The sequence below is a fragment of the Pseudoduganella albidiflava genome, from assembly GCF_004322755.1.
GTDB classification, from domain to species: Bacteria; Pseudomonadota; Gammaproteobacteria; order Burkholderiales; family Burkholderiaceae_D; genus Rugamonas; species Rugamonas albidiflava.
In genome coordinates this window covers 4,836,622-4,853,349 of record NZ_CP036401.1, presented here as the reverse complement: position 1 = coordinate 4,853,349, position 16,728 = coordinate 4,836,622, and the positions used below count along the sequence as shown (strand labels likewise).

Below are 16,728 nucleotides of genomic sequence, written 5' to 3'. Positions count from 1 at the left end.
ACAGCATGTCAAGCTGGGCAGTTAAACAAATCCCCTGCAAACGACCAATACTTGTAACAATCGCTTACGAATGATTCGCCTGGGCAATGCACGGCGGCACGGTATCAGCCCGCGCGCTTGACCGCCAGCGGTCCCGCCGCCTGGCAGGTCGGCATCAGCTCGATCATGTTGATGTTGACATGCGGCGGCAAGGTGGCGATCCAGTACGCGGTGGCGGCGATGTCTTCCGCCGTCAACGGCGTGGTGCCTTCGTACACTTTCGCCGCCGCGGCATCGTCGCCCTTCAGGCGCACGTTCGAGAATTCGGTGCCGCCGCACAGGCCCGGCGCGATATTGGTGGCGCGCACCCCGGTGCCCACCAGGTCCGAGCGCAGGTTCAGCGTGAACTGGTCGACGAAGGCCTTGGTGGCGCCATAGACATTGCCGCCGGGGTAGGGGAAGCGGCCGGCCACCGAGCCCAGGTTGATGACCAGCCCGCTATTGCGTTCCACCATGCCGGGCAGGACGGCACGGGTCATCGTGACCAGGCCGGTGCAGTTGGTGGCGATCATGGTTTCCCAGTCTTCCAGCGCTGCTTCGTGCGCCGGACGGATGCCCAGCGCCAGTCCGGCATTGTTGATCAGCACGTCGATGTCGCGCCAGTCGGCCGGCAGCGCCGCAAGTGCCGCGTGGATGGCCGCTTTGTCGGTCACGTCCAGCGGCACGGCGCGCACGTTCGGCCCCAGTTCGCCGGCCAGCGCTTCCAGCCGGTCTTCGCGGCGGCCGGAAATCAGCACGCGGTGGCCGTTGGTGGCAAAGATGCGCGCCATCGCGGCGCCGAAACCGGCGGTGGCGCCGGTGATGAAGACGATCATGTGCTTTCCTCGAGGTTGCGATTGTTGGCGGGATTTGGTCAAAACGGTCCGGCGAAGCCGGTCAACCCCCGATTGTAGCCGAAGCGACAGCATTGTGGTCGCGCTACCAATGGCGCGGGACGCCTGGCGCGGCACGCTTCCTTGCTCTTGCACAGTACATCACATACAATCTTGGCTCCATTTATGTCTCACGTAACTGGCGAAAAGCCAGCGGCGCCACCGGCACCGCGGGCGAAAGGTGGGGATCCACCGGGGAACGTGAGATGTCACAACGCCGTTCGCCTGGGCAGCCACGATGGAATCGCGCGAGTGTACGTGCGACCGGGCTGCCTTCGCTTACCCGGCCTTCGTCATTCGATCCTATCTGCCAGTCCTAATCGGAGTAATTTCATGTTCGCAAAAGATCACACCCTCGCCGCCATCGACCCGGAACTGTTCGGCGCCATCCAGAACGAGAACAAGCGCCAGCACGACCACATCGAACTGATCGCATCGGAGAACTACACGTCGCCGGCGGTAATGGAAGCGCAGGGCTCGCAGCTGACGAACAAGTATGCGGAAGGCTACCCGGGCAAGCGCTACTACGGCGGCTGCGAATACGTCGACGTCGTAGAGCAACTGGCGATCGACCGCGTGAAGCAGCTGTTCGGCGCCGAAGCGGCCAACGTGCAGCCGAATTCCGGCTCGCAGGCGAACCAGGGCGTGTTCTTCGCCGTGCTGAAGCCGGGCGACACGATCATGGGCATGTCGCTGGCCGAAGGCGGCCACCTGACGCACGGCATGGGCCTGAACATGTCCGGCAAATGGTTCAACGTGGTGTCGTACGGCCTGACCGCCGAGGAAGACATCGACTACGCGGCCATGGAAAAGCTGGCCCACGAGCACAAGCCTAAGCTGATCATCGCCGGCGCCTCGGCCTTCTCGAAGAAGATCGACTTCGAACGCTTCGCCGCCGTGGCCAAGGCGGTCGGTGCCTACTTCATGGTGGACATGGCCCACTACGCCGGCCTGATCGCCGCCGGCCTGTACCCGAACCCGGTGCCGCACGCCGACTTCGTCACGTCCACCACGCACAAGTCGCTGCGCGGCCCGCGCGGCGGCATCATCCTGATGAAGGCCGAACACGAGAAGATCATCAACTCGGCGATCTTCCCCGGCATCCAGGGCGGCCCGCTGATGCACGTCATCGCCGGCAAGGCCGTGGCCTTCAAGGAAGCCCAGTCCGAAGAATTCAAGGCCTACCAGCAGCAAGTGGTGAAGAACGCCGACGTGCTGGCGAAAACGCTGATCAAGCGCGGCCTGCGCATCGTTTCCGGCGGTACCGAGTCGCACGTGTTCCTGGTGGACCTGCGCGCCAAGAACCTGACCGGCAAGGAAGCCGAGGCGATCCTGGGTTCGGCCCACATCACCTGCAACAAGAACGGCATCCCGAACGACCCGCAAAAGCCGTTTGTCACGTCCGGCATCCGCCTGGGCAGCCCGGCCATGACCACGCGCGGCTTCAAGGAAGCGGAAGCGGAAGAAGTGGGCAACCTGATCGCCGACGTGCTGGACAATCCGCAGGATGCCGCCACGATCGAGCGCGTGAAAGCCGCCGTGAAAGTGCTGGCTGACAAGTACCCGGTTTACGCGTAATCGACACGTTGTTACTATCGGGGCGCCGGCCGTGAGGTCCGGCGCCTTTTTTTGATTCCACTCCGGTCTCTCCATGAAATGTCCGTTCTGCCAGCACGACGAAATCCACGTCCTCGATACCCGCGTATCGGAGGAGGGGGATGCGATCAAGCGCCGGCGGCGCTGCGGCAAGTGCGACAAGCGCTTCACGACCTACGAGCGGATTGAACTTTCCATGCCATTCGTGGTCAAGAAGAATGGCAGCCGCACCGAATATGCGGAAGCCAAGTTGCGTGGCAGCCTGATGCTCGCGCTGCGCAAGCGCCCGGTGGCCGCCGCCGCCGTGGACGACGCGGTCAAGGCCATCGCCGAAAAACTGCTGACGAGCGGCAAGCGCGAAGTCGATTCGAACCATATCGGCGAACTGGTGATGGCCGAGCTGAAGCGGCTCGACAAGGTGGCATATATCCGTTTCGCCTCCGTCTACAAGAATTTCGAGGATCTCGCGGAATTCCAGGATGCGATCGAAGAGGCCGGGCAAGAGCGCAAGCGGCAGGAATAAGTAGCTGGGGCGGCGACCGCTGGCATCGTTTCGCCAGCGCTTTTATCAGAATCGTTTCACACCAGAATCGTTTCACCAGCGCTTTTATCACTATCGCTTCACAGCATCGCTTCCCCGGCACCGTTCATTGGCGTGGCCCCACGCTATCCCTCCGGTTTCACCATCCCGCGCTGGCGCTTGCCGTCAAGAACAATCCACCGCGGCGCCATGGCAACGGCTTGCAAACGCTTGCAAGTCTTTCACGCAACATTCCTTCAGGTATTCTCCGCCTGACCGGCCTGTTCTTGCGGGCGCTCAACCGCTTCAGTTCGCTACCGCCTAACTTGTACGGCAGAGCTGAAGGAGGTCGTGATGCGCCAGGTCGCCGGGTTCACCTTGCTGGAAGTGCTGATCGCGGTCCTGGTGCTCGCACTGGGCCTGATCGGCGGCACCGCCATGCAGCTGCATGCGATGCGCACGCGGCACGAATCGGCGCTGCTGTCGGCATCGGTCCAGATGGCCACGGCGATGGCCGACCGTATCCGCACCAATGCCGGGCAGATACCGGCCGTCTACCTCGGCGTGGATGTCGGCGCCCATGCCGGCCCGGTACCGGCCGCGCCGGACAATGCCTGCCGGGACCAGCCATGCGATGCCGCGCAGATTGCCCGGCTGGATGTCTACGAACTGTCGCGTCAGGTGCGTGCCGCGTTGCCGGCGGGCCGGGCCCGCGTTTGCCGCGATGCGCAGCCGTATGTGGCGGGAAAACTGCGCTGGGCGTGCAGCGGCGCGGCGGATGACCCGGTCGTCGTCAAGATCGGCTGGCGCGGCAAGCGGCCGGATGGCACGCCCGAACACGACGGGGGCACCGTGCCCGGGGTGGCGATCGCGGTGGCGGGAGTCCGGCCATGAAGGGGCGGCAAGCCGGCATCGGCCTGCCGGAAATGCTGGTGTCCATGGCGCTCGGCCTGTTCGTCGCGCTGGCGGCGTCGGCGATGCTGCTGCTGGCGAACCGCGATTTCACCCACCAGGCGGCCGGCACGCGGCTCGATGACGGCGGCCGTTACGCGCTCGAATCGATCGGCCTGGCGCTGCGGCAGGCCGCCTGGAGCGACCTCGACAGCGGAGTGCCGCCAGCGGACGGCGACGCCGGCATCGGCGGCCTGGATGCCCGCACGCTGCCGCGCATGGCGCCCGGCCTCGATGGCGCGCTGGTGGCCGGCAACGTGCAGGGCAGCGACGTGCTGGCCGTGCACTTCGGCGGGCTTGGCGCCGGCGGCGGCGACGGTTCCATGGTCGATTGCGCCGGCTTCGCGATCGGTGCCGGGGAAGCGGGCTGGAGCATCTTTTATGTCGGCGTCGCCGACGATGGCGAAACGGAATTGCGCTGCAAGTACCGCGCGCAGTCGGGCAACTGGAATGCCGACGCCATCGTGCGCGGTGTCGATTCGTTCCAGGTCTTGTACGGGCTCGACACGGACCAGCCGGCGGACGGCGTTCCCAACCGCTACCTAAACGCCAGCGGCATCCGCGCGCTCGACGCGGCCCTGGTGCTGGCCGGTGCGACGCCGCAGCAACGGGCGCAGGACCTGCGCCGCAAGACGCACTGGAAACGCGTCACCGTGGTGCGGGTGGCCTTGCTGTTGCATGGCGACGCTCATTCGCACACTGGCGCGCCGCCGGTGCGCTACCACCTGTTCGGCATTCCGGGCGGGCTGGACGACCCGGGCACCGTGATCGACGAAAGCACGCTGCCCGGACCATGGCGATGGCGCGCCCGGCGCCTGTTCGAACAGGCGGTACTGCTGCGCAACCGGGGCCCTTGACGATGCGCCGGCGGCAAGGGGGCGTCGCGCTGGTAGTCACGCTGGTGATGCTGGTGGCCGTGCTGATGCTGGCGGCAACGGCGGCGGGCATGGCATTGATGGGCGAAAAGGCGGCACGCGCCGGGCGGGACCGGCAGGTGGCACTGCAAGCTGCGGAGGATGCGCTGATGGATGCGGAACGCGATATCGAAGAGGCCGGCCCCGAGCGGGCGGCAATCCTGGCGGCACCCGGCGATTTCGGCCCGGGCTGCGGCAGCGGCGCGGCGCTCGGCCTGTGCGGGCCTGCCGGGCCGGATGAAGCGCCGGCCTGGCAAGCCGTCGACCTGGCGGCCGATGGTACCGATGGTGCCGATGGTACCGAAGGTGCGGCGGTCGCCCTGGGCCACTTCACGGGCGCGGCGATGCAGACCGGCCAGGGCGCGCTGCCGATGCGGCGGCCGCGCTACATCATCGAACGGCGGCCCGACCATCGCCCGGGCGAGGAAGCCGGCGCCGCGGCGCGCTATTACTACCGCGTGACGGCCATCGGCTTCGCCAATCGCGAAGGGGTGCAGGTGGTGCTGCAGTCCGCCTGGCGCCGGCCCGGCGACTGAACGGGAGGACCCGATGGGCAGCTCCAGCAGCGTTGCCATGCCATCCCGCGGTGGACCTGGTGCGCCATCCCGGCGCCACGTCCGCGGCTGTATTTCACCGCGCCTGGCGCCGAACCTGGCGCTGGCCGCGGCCGCCGGCCTCGCGCTGTGCTGCGCGGTGGGCCTGTCGATGGGCAGCGCGCACCCGCCGCCCGTCGCGCTCGATGACCATCCGGCCGCGCTGGCGTGCAAGCTTCATCGCACAGTGCAAGGACCGCCCGTGGCCATCCCTACGGCACCGCCGCCGCCATCGGGAACAGGCACGGACAGCGTGCCATCGGGTGCGGGCATCTTCCGCGTCACGTACGACCTGGCGGCCGGCAGCGGCACGCTGCACCGTTTGCCGCTCGTCCAGGGCGAGGGTGGCGATGCCCGGGTGCTGGCGCCACTATGGGATGCCGCGGCGGTGCTGGCGACCACGCCGCCGGCCGCGCGCCGGATCTTCACGAGCCACGGCGACGGCCCGGGCGCCGGCACGACGGTGCCGTTCGACTGGGCGTGGCTGTCGCCCTCGCAACAGGAGGCGCTGGACCGGCCGCCCGGCGGCACCGCGGGCGACGGCCTCGGCCCGGACCGCGTGGCGTGGCTGCGCGGCGAGCGGACACTCGAGGGTGGCACGTTCCGCGCCAGGGCCGGCCTGCTGGGCGACGCGGTGCACGGCACGCCGCTGTACCTCGCTGCCGGAGCGAACTTGCACGGCGATGCCGCCTATGCGGCGTTCCAGGCAGGCACGCTGCGGCGTCCGCCCGCCGTCTACCTTGGCGCGAACGATGGCATGCTGCATGCATTCGATGCGGGCACCGGCGCCGAACTGTTCGCCTATGTGCCGGCGATGCTGGTGCCTGTTCTGAACCAGCTGCCGGCGCCCGGCTACACGCACCGCGCGTATGTCGATGGCCCGCTGGCGGCTGGCGAAGCCCTCGTCCGCGGCGCGTGGCGCAGCGTGCTGGTGGGTGCGCCCGGTGCCGGCGGCCGGGGACTGTTTGCGCTCGACGTCACCGACCCCGCCGCCTTCGATCCTGCTTCCAGTGCGAGCCTGGGCGCCCTGTGGGAGTTCACCGAGCGCGACGATGCCGCCATCGGACACGTGATGCAGCCGGCGCAGGTGGCGCGGCTCCAGCTGCGCACGCGCCATGGCAAGCCCGAGTACCGCCACTTCGCCGTGGCCGGCAATGGCCTGAATGGCCGTGGTGCCGCCGGCGCGCTGTTCCTGCTGGCGCTGGACAAGCAGCCTGCCGAACGCTGGCGGCTGGGCGGCAATTACTATCGCCTCGACACGCCGCCCGGCGATCCGGCGCTGCCCGCCGGCCTTGGCGCGGCGGCGCCCGTCACCGATGCGCACCACGTGCTGCGCCATGCGTATGCGGGCGATCTGCAAGGCAATCTGTGGCGCTTCGATTTCACCCGCAACGCGCCGTGGCGTACCGACCCGGCAATGCAGCCGGTCTTCGTGGCCCGCGACGCGGACGGGCGCCCGCAGCCGATCACGCAGCCGCCGCGCATCGTGCATGCGGAAGGCGGCGGGTACCTGGTGCTGTTCGGCACCGGCAGCCTGTATGGCAGGGAAGAGCGCGATCCGGCACACTTCGTGCCGCAGTCGTACTACGCGGTGTACGACGATCCCGCCGCCACGCCAGGCAGGCCGCTGGACCGTGCCGACCTGCTGGAGCGGCGCGCCGAGGGCGTGGCCGGCGGCGCCCACGTCATCCTGTCCGGCCGCGCCGCTTCGGTCGGCGCGGGCGACCGGGCCAGGGGCTGGTACTTCGACTTCGCCGACGGGGCCACCTCCGGCGAACGCAGCCTGGCGCCCGGTGTGATCGCCGACGGCAAGCTGGTCTTCGCCACCGTGGTGCCCGGCGGCGATCCCTGCGCGGACAGCGCCAGCCGCACCTACGTGCTCGATGCGCTGGCTGGCTTGCCGGCGGACGCCAGCGGTGCGCCGCTGCCGCGTGGCGTGACGGGCGTGCTGGTGTCCGACCTGATCCACGGTCCACCCATGCTGCTGCCCGGCCGCCGCACGCTTGCGCCGCGCGATCCGACGGGGCGCATCCAGGTCACGCGCGACACGACGATCGTGCGATTCGGTACGCAAGGCGGGCCGGTCGACGGTGGCACCAGCAGCGCCGGCTGGCCGGCGGGGCGCCTGGCATGGCGCGAAGTGGCGAACTGGCGCCAGTTGCACCGCAAGGCAGCGCAGGGACAGCGGCCATGACGGCGCGCGGGCATCGGGCAGGCTTCACGCTGATCGAACTGATGGTCGTGCTGGCGGTCGCCGGCATCCTGGCCGCGATGGCCTATCCCGGCTACCAGCAGCATGTCACCCGCACCCGGCGAACCGAAGGGCAGGTGGCATTGCAGGCGCTGATGCAGCAGCAGGAGCGCTACTTCACGCAGAACAACCGCTACCTTGCCTTCAGTGCCGGCGGCACCGACGCGGCCGAGGCGCAGCTGTTCCGCTGGTGGTCCGGCGCCAGCGCCGCCAGCAGCGCCTACGAAATCGAAGGCCGGGCCTGCGATGGCGAAGCCATCGCCGACTGCGTGCAACTCATCGCCACGCCCGGCACCGCGCGCGTGGACACCAGCCACCGGGACCCCTCATGCGAACAGCTGATCCTCACCAGCACCGGCCTGCACCTGGCCACCGGCCCGGCCACGCGCTGCTGGCGCTGACGCCGCCGGCCCGCCGGCCATCGCGCCCGGCCGCGTTCACGCTGGTCGAAATGCTGGCCGCCGCCGCCGTCGCCGCCATCCTGCTGGGCGCGGCGGTCCCTGGCTTTCGCGCGATGCTGGAACGCCATGCCGTGCGCGCCGCCGCCGCCGACCTGCTGGCGGCCCTGCACCTGGCCCGCTCGCTGGCGATCGGCCGCGGCGAAAACGTCGTCGTCGCGCCCGCCGATCCGGCCGGCATGGCCTGGCGCGACGGCTGGACCGTGTTCGCCGATACCGATGGCGATGCACGGCCCGGGCCGGGCGAAACGGTGCTGTTCCAGCACGGCCCGGCGCCCGACGGGCTGCGCATCTGGTCGCGGCTGACGCACGCTGCGCCACCCTGGTATGTCGCCTATAATAGTGCGGGCCGTTCCTGCCGCGCGGGCAACAGCCTGGCCGCCAACTGGGGCACGCTGTCGCTGCAGCTCGGCCGTACACAGCGCAACATCAAGATCAACATGCTGGGCCGCGCGCGGCTGTGCGACCCGGGTGCGGAAACCGGCTGCGGCATGGCTGGCGAATGATGGCAACATACTATTTTTCGGACCATGGAAAGCAACGACGCTCACAACGCGGCCCCCGCCGTGGACGATCCGGCCGGCCAGCGCATCACCGATGATCTGGCCGGCATGCGCCTTGCGCTGCAATGGGCGGAGCGGGGCCTGTACACCACCTCGCCGAATCCGCACATCGGCTGCGTCATCGTGAAGGATGGCCTCGTCATCGGCGCCGGCGTCACCCAGCCGGCCGGGCAGGACCACGCGGAAATCCAGGCACTCAAGGATGCGCAGCGCCGCGGTTTCGACGTGCGCGGCGCCACCGCCTACGTGACGCTGGAACCGTGCAGCCATTACGGCCGCACGCCGCCGTGCTGCGACGCGCTGGTGCGGTCCGGCCTGGGCCGCGTGGTGGCGGCGATGGAGGATCCGAATCCCCTGGTGGCCGGGCAGGGCATGGCGCGGCTGGCCCAGGCCGGCATCGCGGTATCGTCCGGCCTGCTGGCGGATGAGGCCCGCGAACTGAACATCGGCTTTTTCTCTCGCATGACGCGGCAGCTGCCATGGGTGCGCATGAAAAGCGCGGCCAGCCTGGACGGCATGACGGCGCTGCACAACGGCGCCAGCCAGTGGATCACCGGCCCGGCCGCGCGCGACGATGGCCATGCCTGGCGCGCCCGCGCCTGCGCGATCCTCACCGGTATCGGCACCGTGAAGGCGGACGATCCGCAACTGAACGTGCGGGCCGTCTCGACGCCGCGCCAGCCGCGCCGCATCGTGGTCGACAGCCGGCTCGACATCGACCCCGGCGCCCGCGTCCTGCAGGGCGGCGGCACGTGGATCGTCTCGGCCGTGACCGACCACGAACGCGAAGCACGGTTGCGCGACACGGGGGCGGAAATCCTCACGCTGCCGAATGCCGACGGCAAGGTCGACTTGCCCGAGCTGATGCGCGAGCTGGCCCGGCGGCAGGTCAACGAGCTGCATGTCGAGGCGGGCACCAAACTGAATGGCTCGCTGGTGCGCGAAGGCTGCGTCGACGAACTGCTGCTGTACCTGGCGCCTACGCTGCTGGGCGATGCGCAGGGCATGTTCGCGTTGCCGGCGCTGGCCGACCTGGCCGGGAAATACCCGTTGAAATTCCACGAGGCGAAGATGGTGGGCGACGACCTGCGCATCCTGGCCCGCTTCGTCGACAAGGCCGGCAGCCCCGGCAAGCCACACTAGAACACTCATTGGAAAGAGAAGAGCACCCATGTTTACTGGAATCGTCGCCGCTGTCGGCAACATTGCATCCGTAACCCCGCTGCCCGGCGGCCATGACGCCGGCGTGCGCCTCGTGATCGATGCCGGCGGCCTGCCGCTGGCCGACGTGGCGCTGGGCGACTCGATCGCCATCAACGGCGCCTGCATGACCGTGGTGGAGAAAACCGCGGACAGCTTCGCCGTCGACGTGTCGCGCGAAAGCCTGAACTGCACCGCGGGCCTGGACAGCGTGGGCGAGGTCAACCTGGAAAAGGCGCTGACCCTGCATGAACGCCTGGGCGGCCACCTGGTGTCCGGCCACGTCGATGGCCTGGGCATCGTGCGCAAGTTCGAACCGGTCGGCGAATCGTGGGAACTGGTCGTCGAAGCCCCGGCCGCGCTGGGCAAGTACCTGGCGTTCAAGGGCTCGATCGTCGTCAACGGGGTATCGCTGACCGTCAACCGGGTGGAGGATGTCGCCGGCGGCTGCCGCTTCTCGATCAACCTGATCCCGCACACGATCCAGGTCACCACGCTGAAGCACCTGAAGGTGGACGGCAAGGTGAACCTGGAGATCGACCTGATCGCCCGGTATGTCGAGCGCATGCTGTCGGTCGGTAAAGACGTACAGGGCTGACCGGCCGATGAAGACGCTGGCCGGCCTGCTGTTCGCTGCATGCTGCGCCGGCACGGCGCAGGTCGGCATGGCGACCGGCCACATGCCGGTCGTGTTCGAGCCGGCCGGCCCGCAGAAGATGCCCGGCCGCGAAGTCTGCAAGGACGATCCCGCCCAGGCACCGGGCAACGACACGGCGGCCATGGCGGCCCTGCTGGCGGCGCCCGAATACGCCTCGGTGCGGCCGCTGTTCAACGCGGCCCAGCCGCAGGTGATGTGGTGGATCCGCAATGCCGCCTCGATGGACCTGCAGGCGCTGCTGACGGCATTCCACGAAGCGAACCACATGCTCGACTTCGCGCTGTCCGCCTGCCACGGCAATCGCGCCGTCTTCCATTTCCGCGGCGAGATCCACGTGACCGACTACGTGCGCGGCCAGGCGCCCGGCTTCGTGCTGGCGGACAGTGAAATCCCGGCCGACATCAAGGCCCAGCCGAATGGCCGCTATGCCGTCTACTTCGGCAACCGCAACGTCAACCGGGGCGATTTCTTCCCCCTCATCGATGAACTCAATGCCCACGTGGCCGGCGCCGAGTTCGAGGTGGCCCTTGCCGACACGCCCGTGTACCGCGCCATGGCGGCGCGGGCTAATTCGATCAACGGCAATATCGGCGGCATGGCCGACTTCATGCTCTACACGGCCGCCTACCTGAAGGCATTGCGCGCCGCCGATCCGGATGCCTGGAAGCGGCTCGTCGCCCGCAAGAAGATGATGGCCCATGTGCAGCGGCTGTGGACCGCCGCCGAAGCCGTGCTGGCCAGGGCGGCGCCGCTGGCGCCCGAGCACGGCGGCCTGTACCAGTATCCCGCGGCCGCGCTGAACGCGGCCTACGCGCCGGCGATGCTGGCGGAACTGGAAGCCGCCGGCATCCGCCACGGCGGCCGCGCGCCGCAGCCGAAGGCCGTGCAGGTGCCGGTCAGCGCGTCTTCCGCGGAGCGATGAAGTCCTGCATCACCGCCGCCTTCAGCAGGTCCGGCGGCAGGATGCCCTGGGCGATGACGAAGTCGTTGAATTCCTTTTGCCGGAACTTGTCGCCCAGTTCGATCTCGGCCAGCGTGCGCAGCGCGCGCAGCTTCACGTAGCCGTAGTAGTACGAGGTGGCCTGGCCCGGCGAGCGGTACGAGTAGCGGTCCACCTCCGACTGTGCGAACGGTTCGGACAGCACCACTTCACGCATCAGGAAGGCCTTGGCCTGTTCCGGCGTCATGCGGCCCAGGTTGACCGCCGGATCGAGCATCGCCCGCGCCATCCGCAGCAGCCGCATCTGCAGCGACACCAGCTGGCTTTCCGGGGGCATGTGGGGCAGCATCAGCGCTTCCGAATACAGGCCCCAGCCTTCCACGTTGGTGCTGTTGAAGGCGAAGTTGGCGCGCGCGATCGACATGCCCTGTTCCACCATCGAGGCGAACTGCAGTTCGTGGCCGGGGCGCGCCTCGTGCGCCGACAGCGTCCACGCCATCGCCTCGTAATCGAAGTCGTCCATCTTGCCCTTCGATTTCGGGTTCGACAGCGGAATCACGAACTCGCCGTATTCGCCGGTGTTGCCGATCAGGCGGGGAGGGCTCATGAACGGCGCCGGCGTGGCGGCCGCCTCGGCATTGGTGGCGGTGCGGATGTTCGGCGCCCGCTCGGGCAATGCCACGATATCGTGCTTGCGGATGATTTCCTCGATTTCCTGCACGCGCTTGCGGTAATAGGGCAGCAGCTGGTCGGCCGGGATCGAGGTCTTCTTCAATTCCCGGATCACGTCTCGGTAGTCGGCCGACGGCAGCTTGCGCTGCGCGGCGACGGTGGCGGCGACCACCTGCATCTGGTCGCGCAATTCCTGGAAATCGAAGCTGGCGCGCTCGATCATCTGTTCCGGCGCGATATCCACGCCCACGTTGACGAGGCGGTCCGCGTACAGCGCCGCCGGCAGCCTTACCTCCTTGCGGGCGCGGGGCAGGACGCTGGCGCGGGTCCAGTCGTCATAGGCTTTCACCTGCTGTTTCAGCGTGGCGAAATCGGCCTCCCAGCCAGTCAGTTTCGCGGCCTTGAACAGTTCGGCGATGCCGTCGAGGTAAGTGGGATTGTTGTTCAGGCCATCCTCGATCTCGGCCACGTACGGGCCGATCAGCCCCTTGCGCGCCAGTTGTTCCTCGCCACGCTGGCGCGCCAGCGTGGCCAGCGGGGTGTAGCCCTGTTCACTGCCGGCATAGCGTTTCAGGCGCACCAGCGCGGCCTTCTGCCGCTCCGGCTTGTTGCGCGGGTCGAGCAGCGCCTGCAGGCCACCGTACATCAGCTCCGCCACGTTCACGTGGGTCAGCAGGTACTGGCGCTCCAGCTTCATCGTGGCGATCTTCTTGGTGCGCGAGTCGATCAGGATGTCGAGGTCCTGGCGCACCTTCGGGTCCGTTTCGGCGGTGCGCAGCTGGCGCAGCGATGCTAGGCGTTTTTGCGCATCCGCCAGCTCGCGTTCGTAGTTGCGCGGCTTGAAATCGGCGACATCGGCATCGAATTCCTCGCTGCCCAGCGACGACGCGTTCTCGGGCAGGTACCTGCCGGCATCCTGCAGCACGGGTTGCGCAAGGGCGTCGCTCTTCGCGACCCAGGCGGGAGCGGCGGTGGCAAGCGCGCTGCACAGGAGCAGGGCGGTCAGGGTGGCAAGGCGGCCGGTGCTTGGCATGAAGCTTCCTTTCTGGTGAGGACCCGGATGGGCGAAGGCCCGATTGTATGCCGTGGCGCGGCCCGGTTGACGTAAACTTCAGGCATGACGATCTCCGACCTTCGCGAAGCCCTGCTGTTCCTGCTGCTGGCCGGGCTGGCCGTGCCCCTGCTGCAGCGCCTGCGCATCAGCCAGATGCCGGGCTTCCTGCTGGTGGGGCTGTGCTTCGGCCCCCATGGCCTGGGCACCTGGGCCGCCGGCCTGCCGTGGCTGGCCGACATCACCTTCCACGACGTCGAGGGCGTCAAGATGTTCGGCGAGCTGGGCATCCTGTTCCTGATGTTCATGATCGGCCTGGAACTGTCGCCGGCGCGCATCTGGGCGCTGCGGCGCGACGTGTTCGGCAGCGGCGTGCTGCAGCTGGTGCTGACGGCGGTGGCGATCGGCGCGATCGCCTTCGCCTTCGGCAACCCCGCCGCGCCGGCGCTGACGATCGGCATCACGCTGGCGATGTCGTCCACCGCCGTCGTCATGCAGCTGCTGGGCCGCGCCGGTACGCTGGCCACGCCGCTGGGGCAGGCCTGTTTCGGCATCCTGATGCTGCAGGACCTGGCCGTGGTGCCGGTGCTGATCCTCGTCGAGGGCCTGGCCGGCAGCACCGGCGGGGCATTGTGGTGGACCCTGCTGCTTGCGGTGGCCAAGGCCGCCGCCACCATTGCGCTGGTCTACGTGGCGGGGCGCCGCCTGGCGCGCCCGCTGTTCACCGCATTCGCCGTGCAGCGCCAGCCCGAAGTGTTCGTGGCGCTGATCCTGCTGCTGACGCTGGGCGTGGCGGCGGCCACCGCGGCGGCCGGGCTGTCGATGGCGCTGGGCGCGCTGCTGGCCGGGCTGCTGCTGGCCGATACGGAATTCCAGTACGAAGTCGAGATCATCGTCGAACCGTTCCGCGGCCTGTTGATGGGCATGTTCTTCATGGCGGTGGGCATGGAACTGGACTTGCGCACGGTGGCGCAGTATCCGCTGCTGCTGCCGCTGTCGGTGATCGGCCTGGTGTGCGTGAAGGGGGGCGTGGTGGCGCTGGTGCTGCGCCGGCTCGGCTGGCGCCAGGCCGCGCAGGCCGGCCTGCTGATGGGGCAGGGCGGCGAGTTCGCCTTCATCATCCTCGGCTATGCGGTCGGTGCCGGGCTGCTGGCCGGCCCGACCGGCCAGTTCATGCTGGTGCTGGTGACCGCCAGCATGCTCGTCGCGCCCGGTGCCGCCGCGCTGGGCGCGCGCATCGGGCGCGGCGCGGCGAACGCCGGTGGTGCCGTGCCCGATCCGGCGGAGCATGCGCACCGCGCCGGCCACGTCATCATCGGCGGCTACGGCAGGGTGGGGCGGCTGGTGGCGGACGTGCTGGCGCGGCAGGGCATCGCCTGCGTGGCGGTGGAACGCGACCACCAGCTCGCGGCGGCCGGCAGGGATGGCGCATCGAACGTGTTCTCGGGCGACGCGTCGATGCCGGACATGATGGCGCGGCTCGGTGTCGGCCGGTCCGCCGGCGTGGTACTGACCATGGACGACCCGAAGGCGGCCTTGCAGGCAACGCACGCGCTGCGCCGGCAGTATCCGTCGATCCCGATCTTCGCCCGTGCGCGCGATGAAAAGCACGCCCGCCTGCTGAAGGATGCCGGCGCCAGCGGAGTGATTTCGGAAACGGTGGAGTCGGGCCTGCAGCTGGCCCATTTCGCCCTTGGCGCTGCCGGCATGCCCGAGGGCGCCGCCAGCTTCCACATCGGCGTGGAGCGTTCGGAACGGCTGGCCAGGCTGGCGCCGGAGGATGGCGGGGCGCCACGGGCGGGGGAGTGAAGGCTGCTGCGTGAGAAACGGTGACAGGCTCCAATGCCGTCAAGTCAGGCGCTGCCGGCACTTTGAAAGCGCATGCATTCACCCCAACAGCGAAGGGCAGGGGTCAGACCCGCCGGGTCTGACCCCGGAATTTGCACTTGGGGTGGGCTTATCTAAGCAGCAGCAAGTGACAGGGCGCTCGCCGCGCACCGCCTTACAGCAGCGTGGCTTCCAGCGTGATGTCCGCCTTCAGCAATTTCGACACGGGGCAGCCGGCCTTTGCCTTGGCCGCCAGTTCCTGGAATTTCGCCTCGTCGGCACCGGGGATCTTCGCCTGCAAGGTCAGGTGCACGGCGGTGATGGCGAAGCCGTCGTCCTGTTTTTCCAGCGTGACGTCGGCCCGGGTGTCCATCTTCTCGGCCGTCAGGCCCGCTTCGCCGAGGATCAGCGACAGCGCCATCGTGAAGCAGCCGGCATGGGCCGCGCCGATCAGTTCCTCGGGATTGGTACCCGGCTTGCCTTCGAAACGGCTGGCAAAGCCGTACGGGTACTCCTTCAATGCGCCGCTCTGGCTGCTGATGGCGCCCTTGCCATCCTTGATACCGCCGGACCAGACAGCCGAACCGTTCGTCTTCATCGCGATCTCCTCCACAGGGTTGGTTGGTATAGCCCCCGTATCTTATGCCGGCCGGCCCGGCGCGACGTCTTGCTTGTGGTAGAGGCGCCGGCCGGGTTTCAACCGGCTTTCAGCCGAAGCGGGCCACCGGCACGCCGGCCACGTCGAGCTGCACGGAGAACAGCGCACCCGCCTGCGGATCGGCGTCCCGCGCGGCCGCATCGAAGCCCTGCCAGGCGCTGGTGATGTACAGCGTCTTCAGGTCCGCGCCGCCGAACGCCACGGACGATGGCTGGTTGACCGGCATGGGGATGGTTGCCAGCAGTTCGCCCGAGGGGCTGTAGCGGCACACGCGAGCGCCGCCCCACTGGGCGATCCACACGCAATCCTCGCTGTCCACCGTCGTGCCATCGGGCGAGCCTTCGCCTTCGCCGAACTGGCGCCACAGCGCCGGCGCGCCCAGGCTGCCGTCGGCGTTCACCGCGTAGGCGTAGGTGCGGTTCAGGAAGCTGTCGTTGTGGTACATGGTGCGGCCGTCCAGGCTGAACGTGGGGCCGTTGCAGATGTGGTACTCGGGCAGCGCGACGTGCAGGCTGCCATCCGGGTCGAGCCGGAACAGCTTGCCGTCCGCGCGGCTCACGTCGCGTGCGTTCATCGAGCCGGCCCAGATGCGGCCCGCCGCGTCGGCCTTCGCGTCGTTCAGGCGGATGCCGGTATCGGCGCCGGGCAGGCGGTGCAGGTACTCGAAGCGCGGGGTGGCCGATGCGGAATCGAGCCAGAGCCGCACGATGCCGTCGCGCAGGCCGGCCATGTAGCCGTCGCCATCCTTGCGGGGAATCAGCCAGCACACGTAGTCCGGCAGCGGCCAGGCGTGGCGCGTGCCGTCGGCATCGAGCGCGTGCAGCGTGTTGCCGACCAGGTTGACGAAATACAGGCGGTTCTGTTCGGGAATCCAGACCGGGCCTTCGCCCAGTTCGGCGCCCAGCGGCCACAGGTTTTGCGGTGTCATGGTAGTCCGGTAAGTTGAATGAAAGCTGAACGGGGAG

At 68.6% G+C, this 16,728-nt stretch carries 16 protein-coding genes and 1 riboswitch; of the genes, 12 read left to right on the top strand and 4 right to left on the bottom strand.

Going from position 1 to position 16,728, the window contains the following annotated elements:
• Positions 1 to 104: 104 nt before the first annotated feature.
• On the bottom strand, positions 105 to 854 hold the full coding sequence (locus tag EYF70_RS20105) for an SDR family NAD(P)-dependent oxidoreductase (protein ID WP_131147003.1): 750 nt from the start codon (positions 852 to 854) through the stop codon (positions 105 to 107).
• Between the two features lie 182 nt (positions 855 to 1,036).
• Positions 1,037 to 1,149: riboswitch (ZMP/ZTP riboswitch) on the top strand.
• 95 nt (positions 1,150 to 1,244) lie between these two features.
• Between EYF70_RS20105 and glyA the strand changes: the two genes are divergently transcribed.
• The 11 genes from glyA (at position 1,245) to EYF70_RS20050 (ending at position 11,537) form a co-directional block, all read left to right on the top strand.
• Positions 1,245 to 2,489 carry a serine hydroxymethyltransferase gene (gene glyA, locus EYF70_RS20100; RefSeq protein ID WP_131147002.1) on the top strand — a complete coding sequence of 415 codons (1,245 nt, stop codon included), beginning with the start codon at positions 1,245 to 1,247 and terminating at the stop codon, positions 2,487 to 2,489.
• Between the two features lie 73 nt (positions 2,490 to 2,562).
• On the top strand, positions 2,563 to 3,030 hold the full coding sequence (nrdR, locus tag EYF70_RS20095; protein WP_131147001.1) for a transcriptional regulator NrdR: 468 nt from the start codon (positions 2,563 to 2,565) through the stop codon (positions 3,028 to 3,030).
• A gap of 351 nt (positions 3,031 to 3,381) precedes the next feature.
• Positions 3,382 to 3,921, top strand: coding sequence for a type IV pilus modification protein PilV (gene pilV, locus EYF70_RS20090; RefSeq protein WP_131147000.1), 540 nt, complete (start codon positions 3,382 to 3,384; stop codon positions 3,919 to 3,921).
• A complete protein-coding gene (locus EYF70_RS20085; protein WP_131146999.1) occupies positions 3,918 to 4,835 on the top strand; it encodes a PilW family protein in 918 nt (305 codons plus the stop codon). Before pilV ends, EYF70_RS20085 begins: the two co-directional genes overlap by 4 nt.
• 2 nt (positions 4,836 to 4,837) lie before the next feature.
• The gene (locus tag EYF70_RS20080; protein ID WP_131149218.1) at positions 4,838 to 5,428 is read left to right on the top strand and encodes a pilus assembly PilX family protein; all 591 of its coding nucleotides are present in this window, start codon (positions 4,838 to 4,840) and stop codon (positions 5,426 to 5,428) included.
• Positions 5,429 to 5,465: 37 nt separating this feature from the next.
• Positions 5,466 to 7,679, top strand: a complete 2,214-nt coding sequence (locus EYF70_RS20075) for a pilus assembly protein (protein WP_165497749.1) — start codon at positions 5,466 to 5,468, stop codon at positions 7,677 to 7,679.
• Positions 7,676 to 8,137 carry a type IV pilin protein gene (locus EYF70_RS20070; RefSeq protein WP_131146997.1) on the top strand — a complete coding sequence of 154 codons (462 nt, stop codon included), beginning with the start codon at positions 7,676 to 7,678 and terminating at the stop codon, positions 8,135 to 8,137. Before EYF70_RS20075 ends, EYF70_RS20070 begins: the two co-directional genes overlap by 4 nt.
• Positions 8,065 to 8,700, top strand: a complete 636-nt coding sequence (locus EYF70_RS20065) for a GspH/FimT family protein (protein WP_131146996.1) — start codon at positions 8,065 to 8,067, stop codon at positions 8,698 to 8,700. The genes EYF70_RS20070 and EYF70_RS20065 overlap by 73 nt, the downstream gene beginning before the upstream one ends.
• A 105-nt stretch (positions 8,701 to 8,805) precedes the next feature.
• Positions 8,806 to 9,900 (top strand): bifunctional diaminohydroxyphosphoribosylaminopyrimidine deaminase/5-amino-6-(5-phosphoribosylamino)uracil reductase RibD, encoded by a 1,095-nt coding sequence (gene ribD, locus EYF70_RS20060; protein WP_131149217.1) that lies wholly within the window; start codon positions 8,806 to 8,808, stop codon positions 9,898 to 9,900.
• A 28-nt stretch (positions 9,901 to 9,928) separates the two neighbouring features.
• On the top strand, positions 9,929 to 10,555 hold the full coding sequence (locus tag EYF70_RS20055) for a riboflavin synthase (protein ID WP_131146995.1): 627 nt from the start codon (positions 9,929 to 9,931) through the stop codon (positions 10,553 to 10,555).
• 7 nt (positions 10,556 to 10,562) lie between these two features.
• The gene (locus tag EYF70_RS20050; RefSeq protein ID WP_131146994.1) at positions 10,563 to 11,537 is read left to right on the top strand and encodes a hypothetical protein; all 975 of its coding nucleotides are present in this window, start codon (positions 10,563 to 10,565) and stop codon (positions 11,535 to 11,537) included.
• Here EYF70_RS20050 and EYF70_RS20045 read toward each other — a convergent pair.
• Positions 11,512 to 13,260, bottom strand: a complete 1,749-nt coding sequence (locus tag EYF70_RS20045; protein WP_131146993.1) for a DUF885 domain-containing protein — start codon at positions 13,258 to 13,260, stop codon at positions 11,512 to 11,514. The genes EYF70_RS20050 and EYF70_RS20045 overlap by 26 nt on opposite strands.
• 84 nt (positions 13,261 to 13,344) lie before the next feature.
• Here EYF70_RS20045 and EYF70_RS20040 point away from each other — a divergent pair, with 84 nt between their 5' ends.
• The gene (locus EYF70_RS20040) at positions 13,345 to 15,087 is read left to right on the top strand and encodes a cation:proton antiporter domain-containing protein (RefSeq protein ID WP_131146992.1); all 1,743 of its coding nucleotides are present in this window, start codon (positions 13,345 to 13,347) and stop codon (positions 15,085 to 15,087) included.
• Between the two features lie 193 nt (positions 15,088 to 15,280).
• On the opposite strand, the gene EYF70_RS20035 is transcribed toward EYF70_RS20040, so the two are convergent.
• Both EYF70_RS20035 and EYF70_RS20030 read right to left on the bottom strand, forming a co-directional pair.
• Positions 15,281 to 15,703, bottom strand: a complete 423-nt coding sequence (locus EYF70_RS20035; protein ID WP_131146991.1) for an OsmC family protein — start codon at positions 15,701 to 15,703, stop codon at positions 15,281 to 15,283.
• Positions 15,704 to 15,812: 109 nt separating this feature from the next.
• Positions 15,813 to 16,691, bottom strand: coding sequence for an SMP-30/gluconolactonase/LRE family protein (locus EYF70_RS20030; RefSeq protein WP_131146990.1), 879 nt, complete (start codon positions 16,689 to 16,691; stop codon positions 15,813 to 15,815).
• Between the last annotated feature and the right edge of the window lie 37 nt (positions 16,692 to 16,728).

Bases quoted from the DNA above. Each gene is read 5' to 3' on its own strand.
- EYF70_RS20055 (WP_131146995.1), top strand. From the start codon at position 9,929: ATGTTTACTGGAATCGTCGCCGCTGTCGGCAACATTGCATCCGTAACC.
- EYF70_RS20085 (WP_131146999.1), top strand. From the start codon at position 3,918: ATGAAGGGGCGGCAAGCCGGCATCGGCCTGCCGGAAATGCTGGTGTCC.
- pilV (WP_131147000.1), top strand. From the start codon at position 3,382: ATGCGCCAGGTCGCCGGGTTCACCTTGCTGGAAGTGCTGATCGCGGTC.
- ribD (WP_131149217.1), top strand. From the start codon at position 8,806: ATGCGCCTTGCGCTGCAATGGGCGGAGCGGGGCCTGTACACCACCTCG.
- EYF70_RS20035 (WP_131146991.1), bottom strand. From the start codon at position 15,703: ATGAAGACGAACGGTTCGGCTGTCTGGTCCGGCGGTATCAAGGATGGC.
- EYF70_RS20070 (WP_131146997.1), top strand. From the start codon at position 7,676: ATGACGGCGCGCGGGCATCGGGCAGGCTTCACGCTGATCGAACTGATG.
- EYF70_RS20050 (WP_131146994.1), top strand. From the start codon at position 10,563: ATGAAGACGCTGGCCGGCCTGCTGTTCGCTGCATGCTGCGCCGGCACG.
- EYF70_RS20045 (WP_131146993.1), bottom strand. From the start codon at position 13,260: ATGCCAAGCACCGGCCGCCTTGCCACCCTGACCGCCCTGCTCCTGTGC.
- EYF70_RS20030 (WP_131146990.1), bottom strand. From the start codon at position 16,691: ATGACACCGCAAAACCTGTGGCCGCTGGGCGCCGAACTGGGCGAAGGC.
- nrdR (WP_131147001.1), top strand. From the start codon at position 2,563: ATGAAATGTCCGTTCTGCCAGCACGACGAAATCCACGTCCTCGATACC.
- glyA (WP_131147002.1), top strand. From the start codon at position 1,245: ATGTTCGCAAAAGATCACACCCTCGCCGCCATCGACCCGGAACTGTTC.
- EYF70_RS20065 (WP_131146996.1), top strand. From the start codon at position 8,065: ATGCGAACAGCTGATCCTCACCAGCACCGGCCTGCACCTGGCCACCGG.
- EYF70_RS20080 (WP_131149218.1), top strand. From the start codon at position 4,838: ATGCGCCGGCGGCAAGGGGGCGTCGCGCTGGTAGTCACGCTGGTGATG.
- EYF70_RS20075 (WP_165497749.1), top strand. From the start codon at position 5,466: ATGCCATCCCGCGGTGGACCTGGTGCGCCATCCCGGCGCCACGTCCGC.
- EYF70_RS20105 (WP_131147003.1), bottom strand. From the start codon at position 854: ATGATCGTCTTCATCACCGGCGCCACCGCCGGTTTCGGCGCCGCGATG.
- EYF70_RS20040 (WP_131146992.1), top strand. From the start codon at position 13,345: ATGACGATCTCCGACCTTCGCGAAGCCCTGCTGTTCCTGCTGCTGGCC.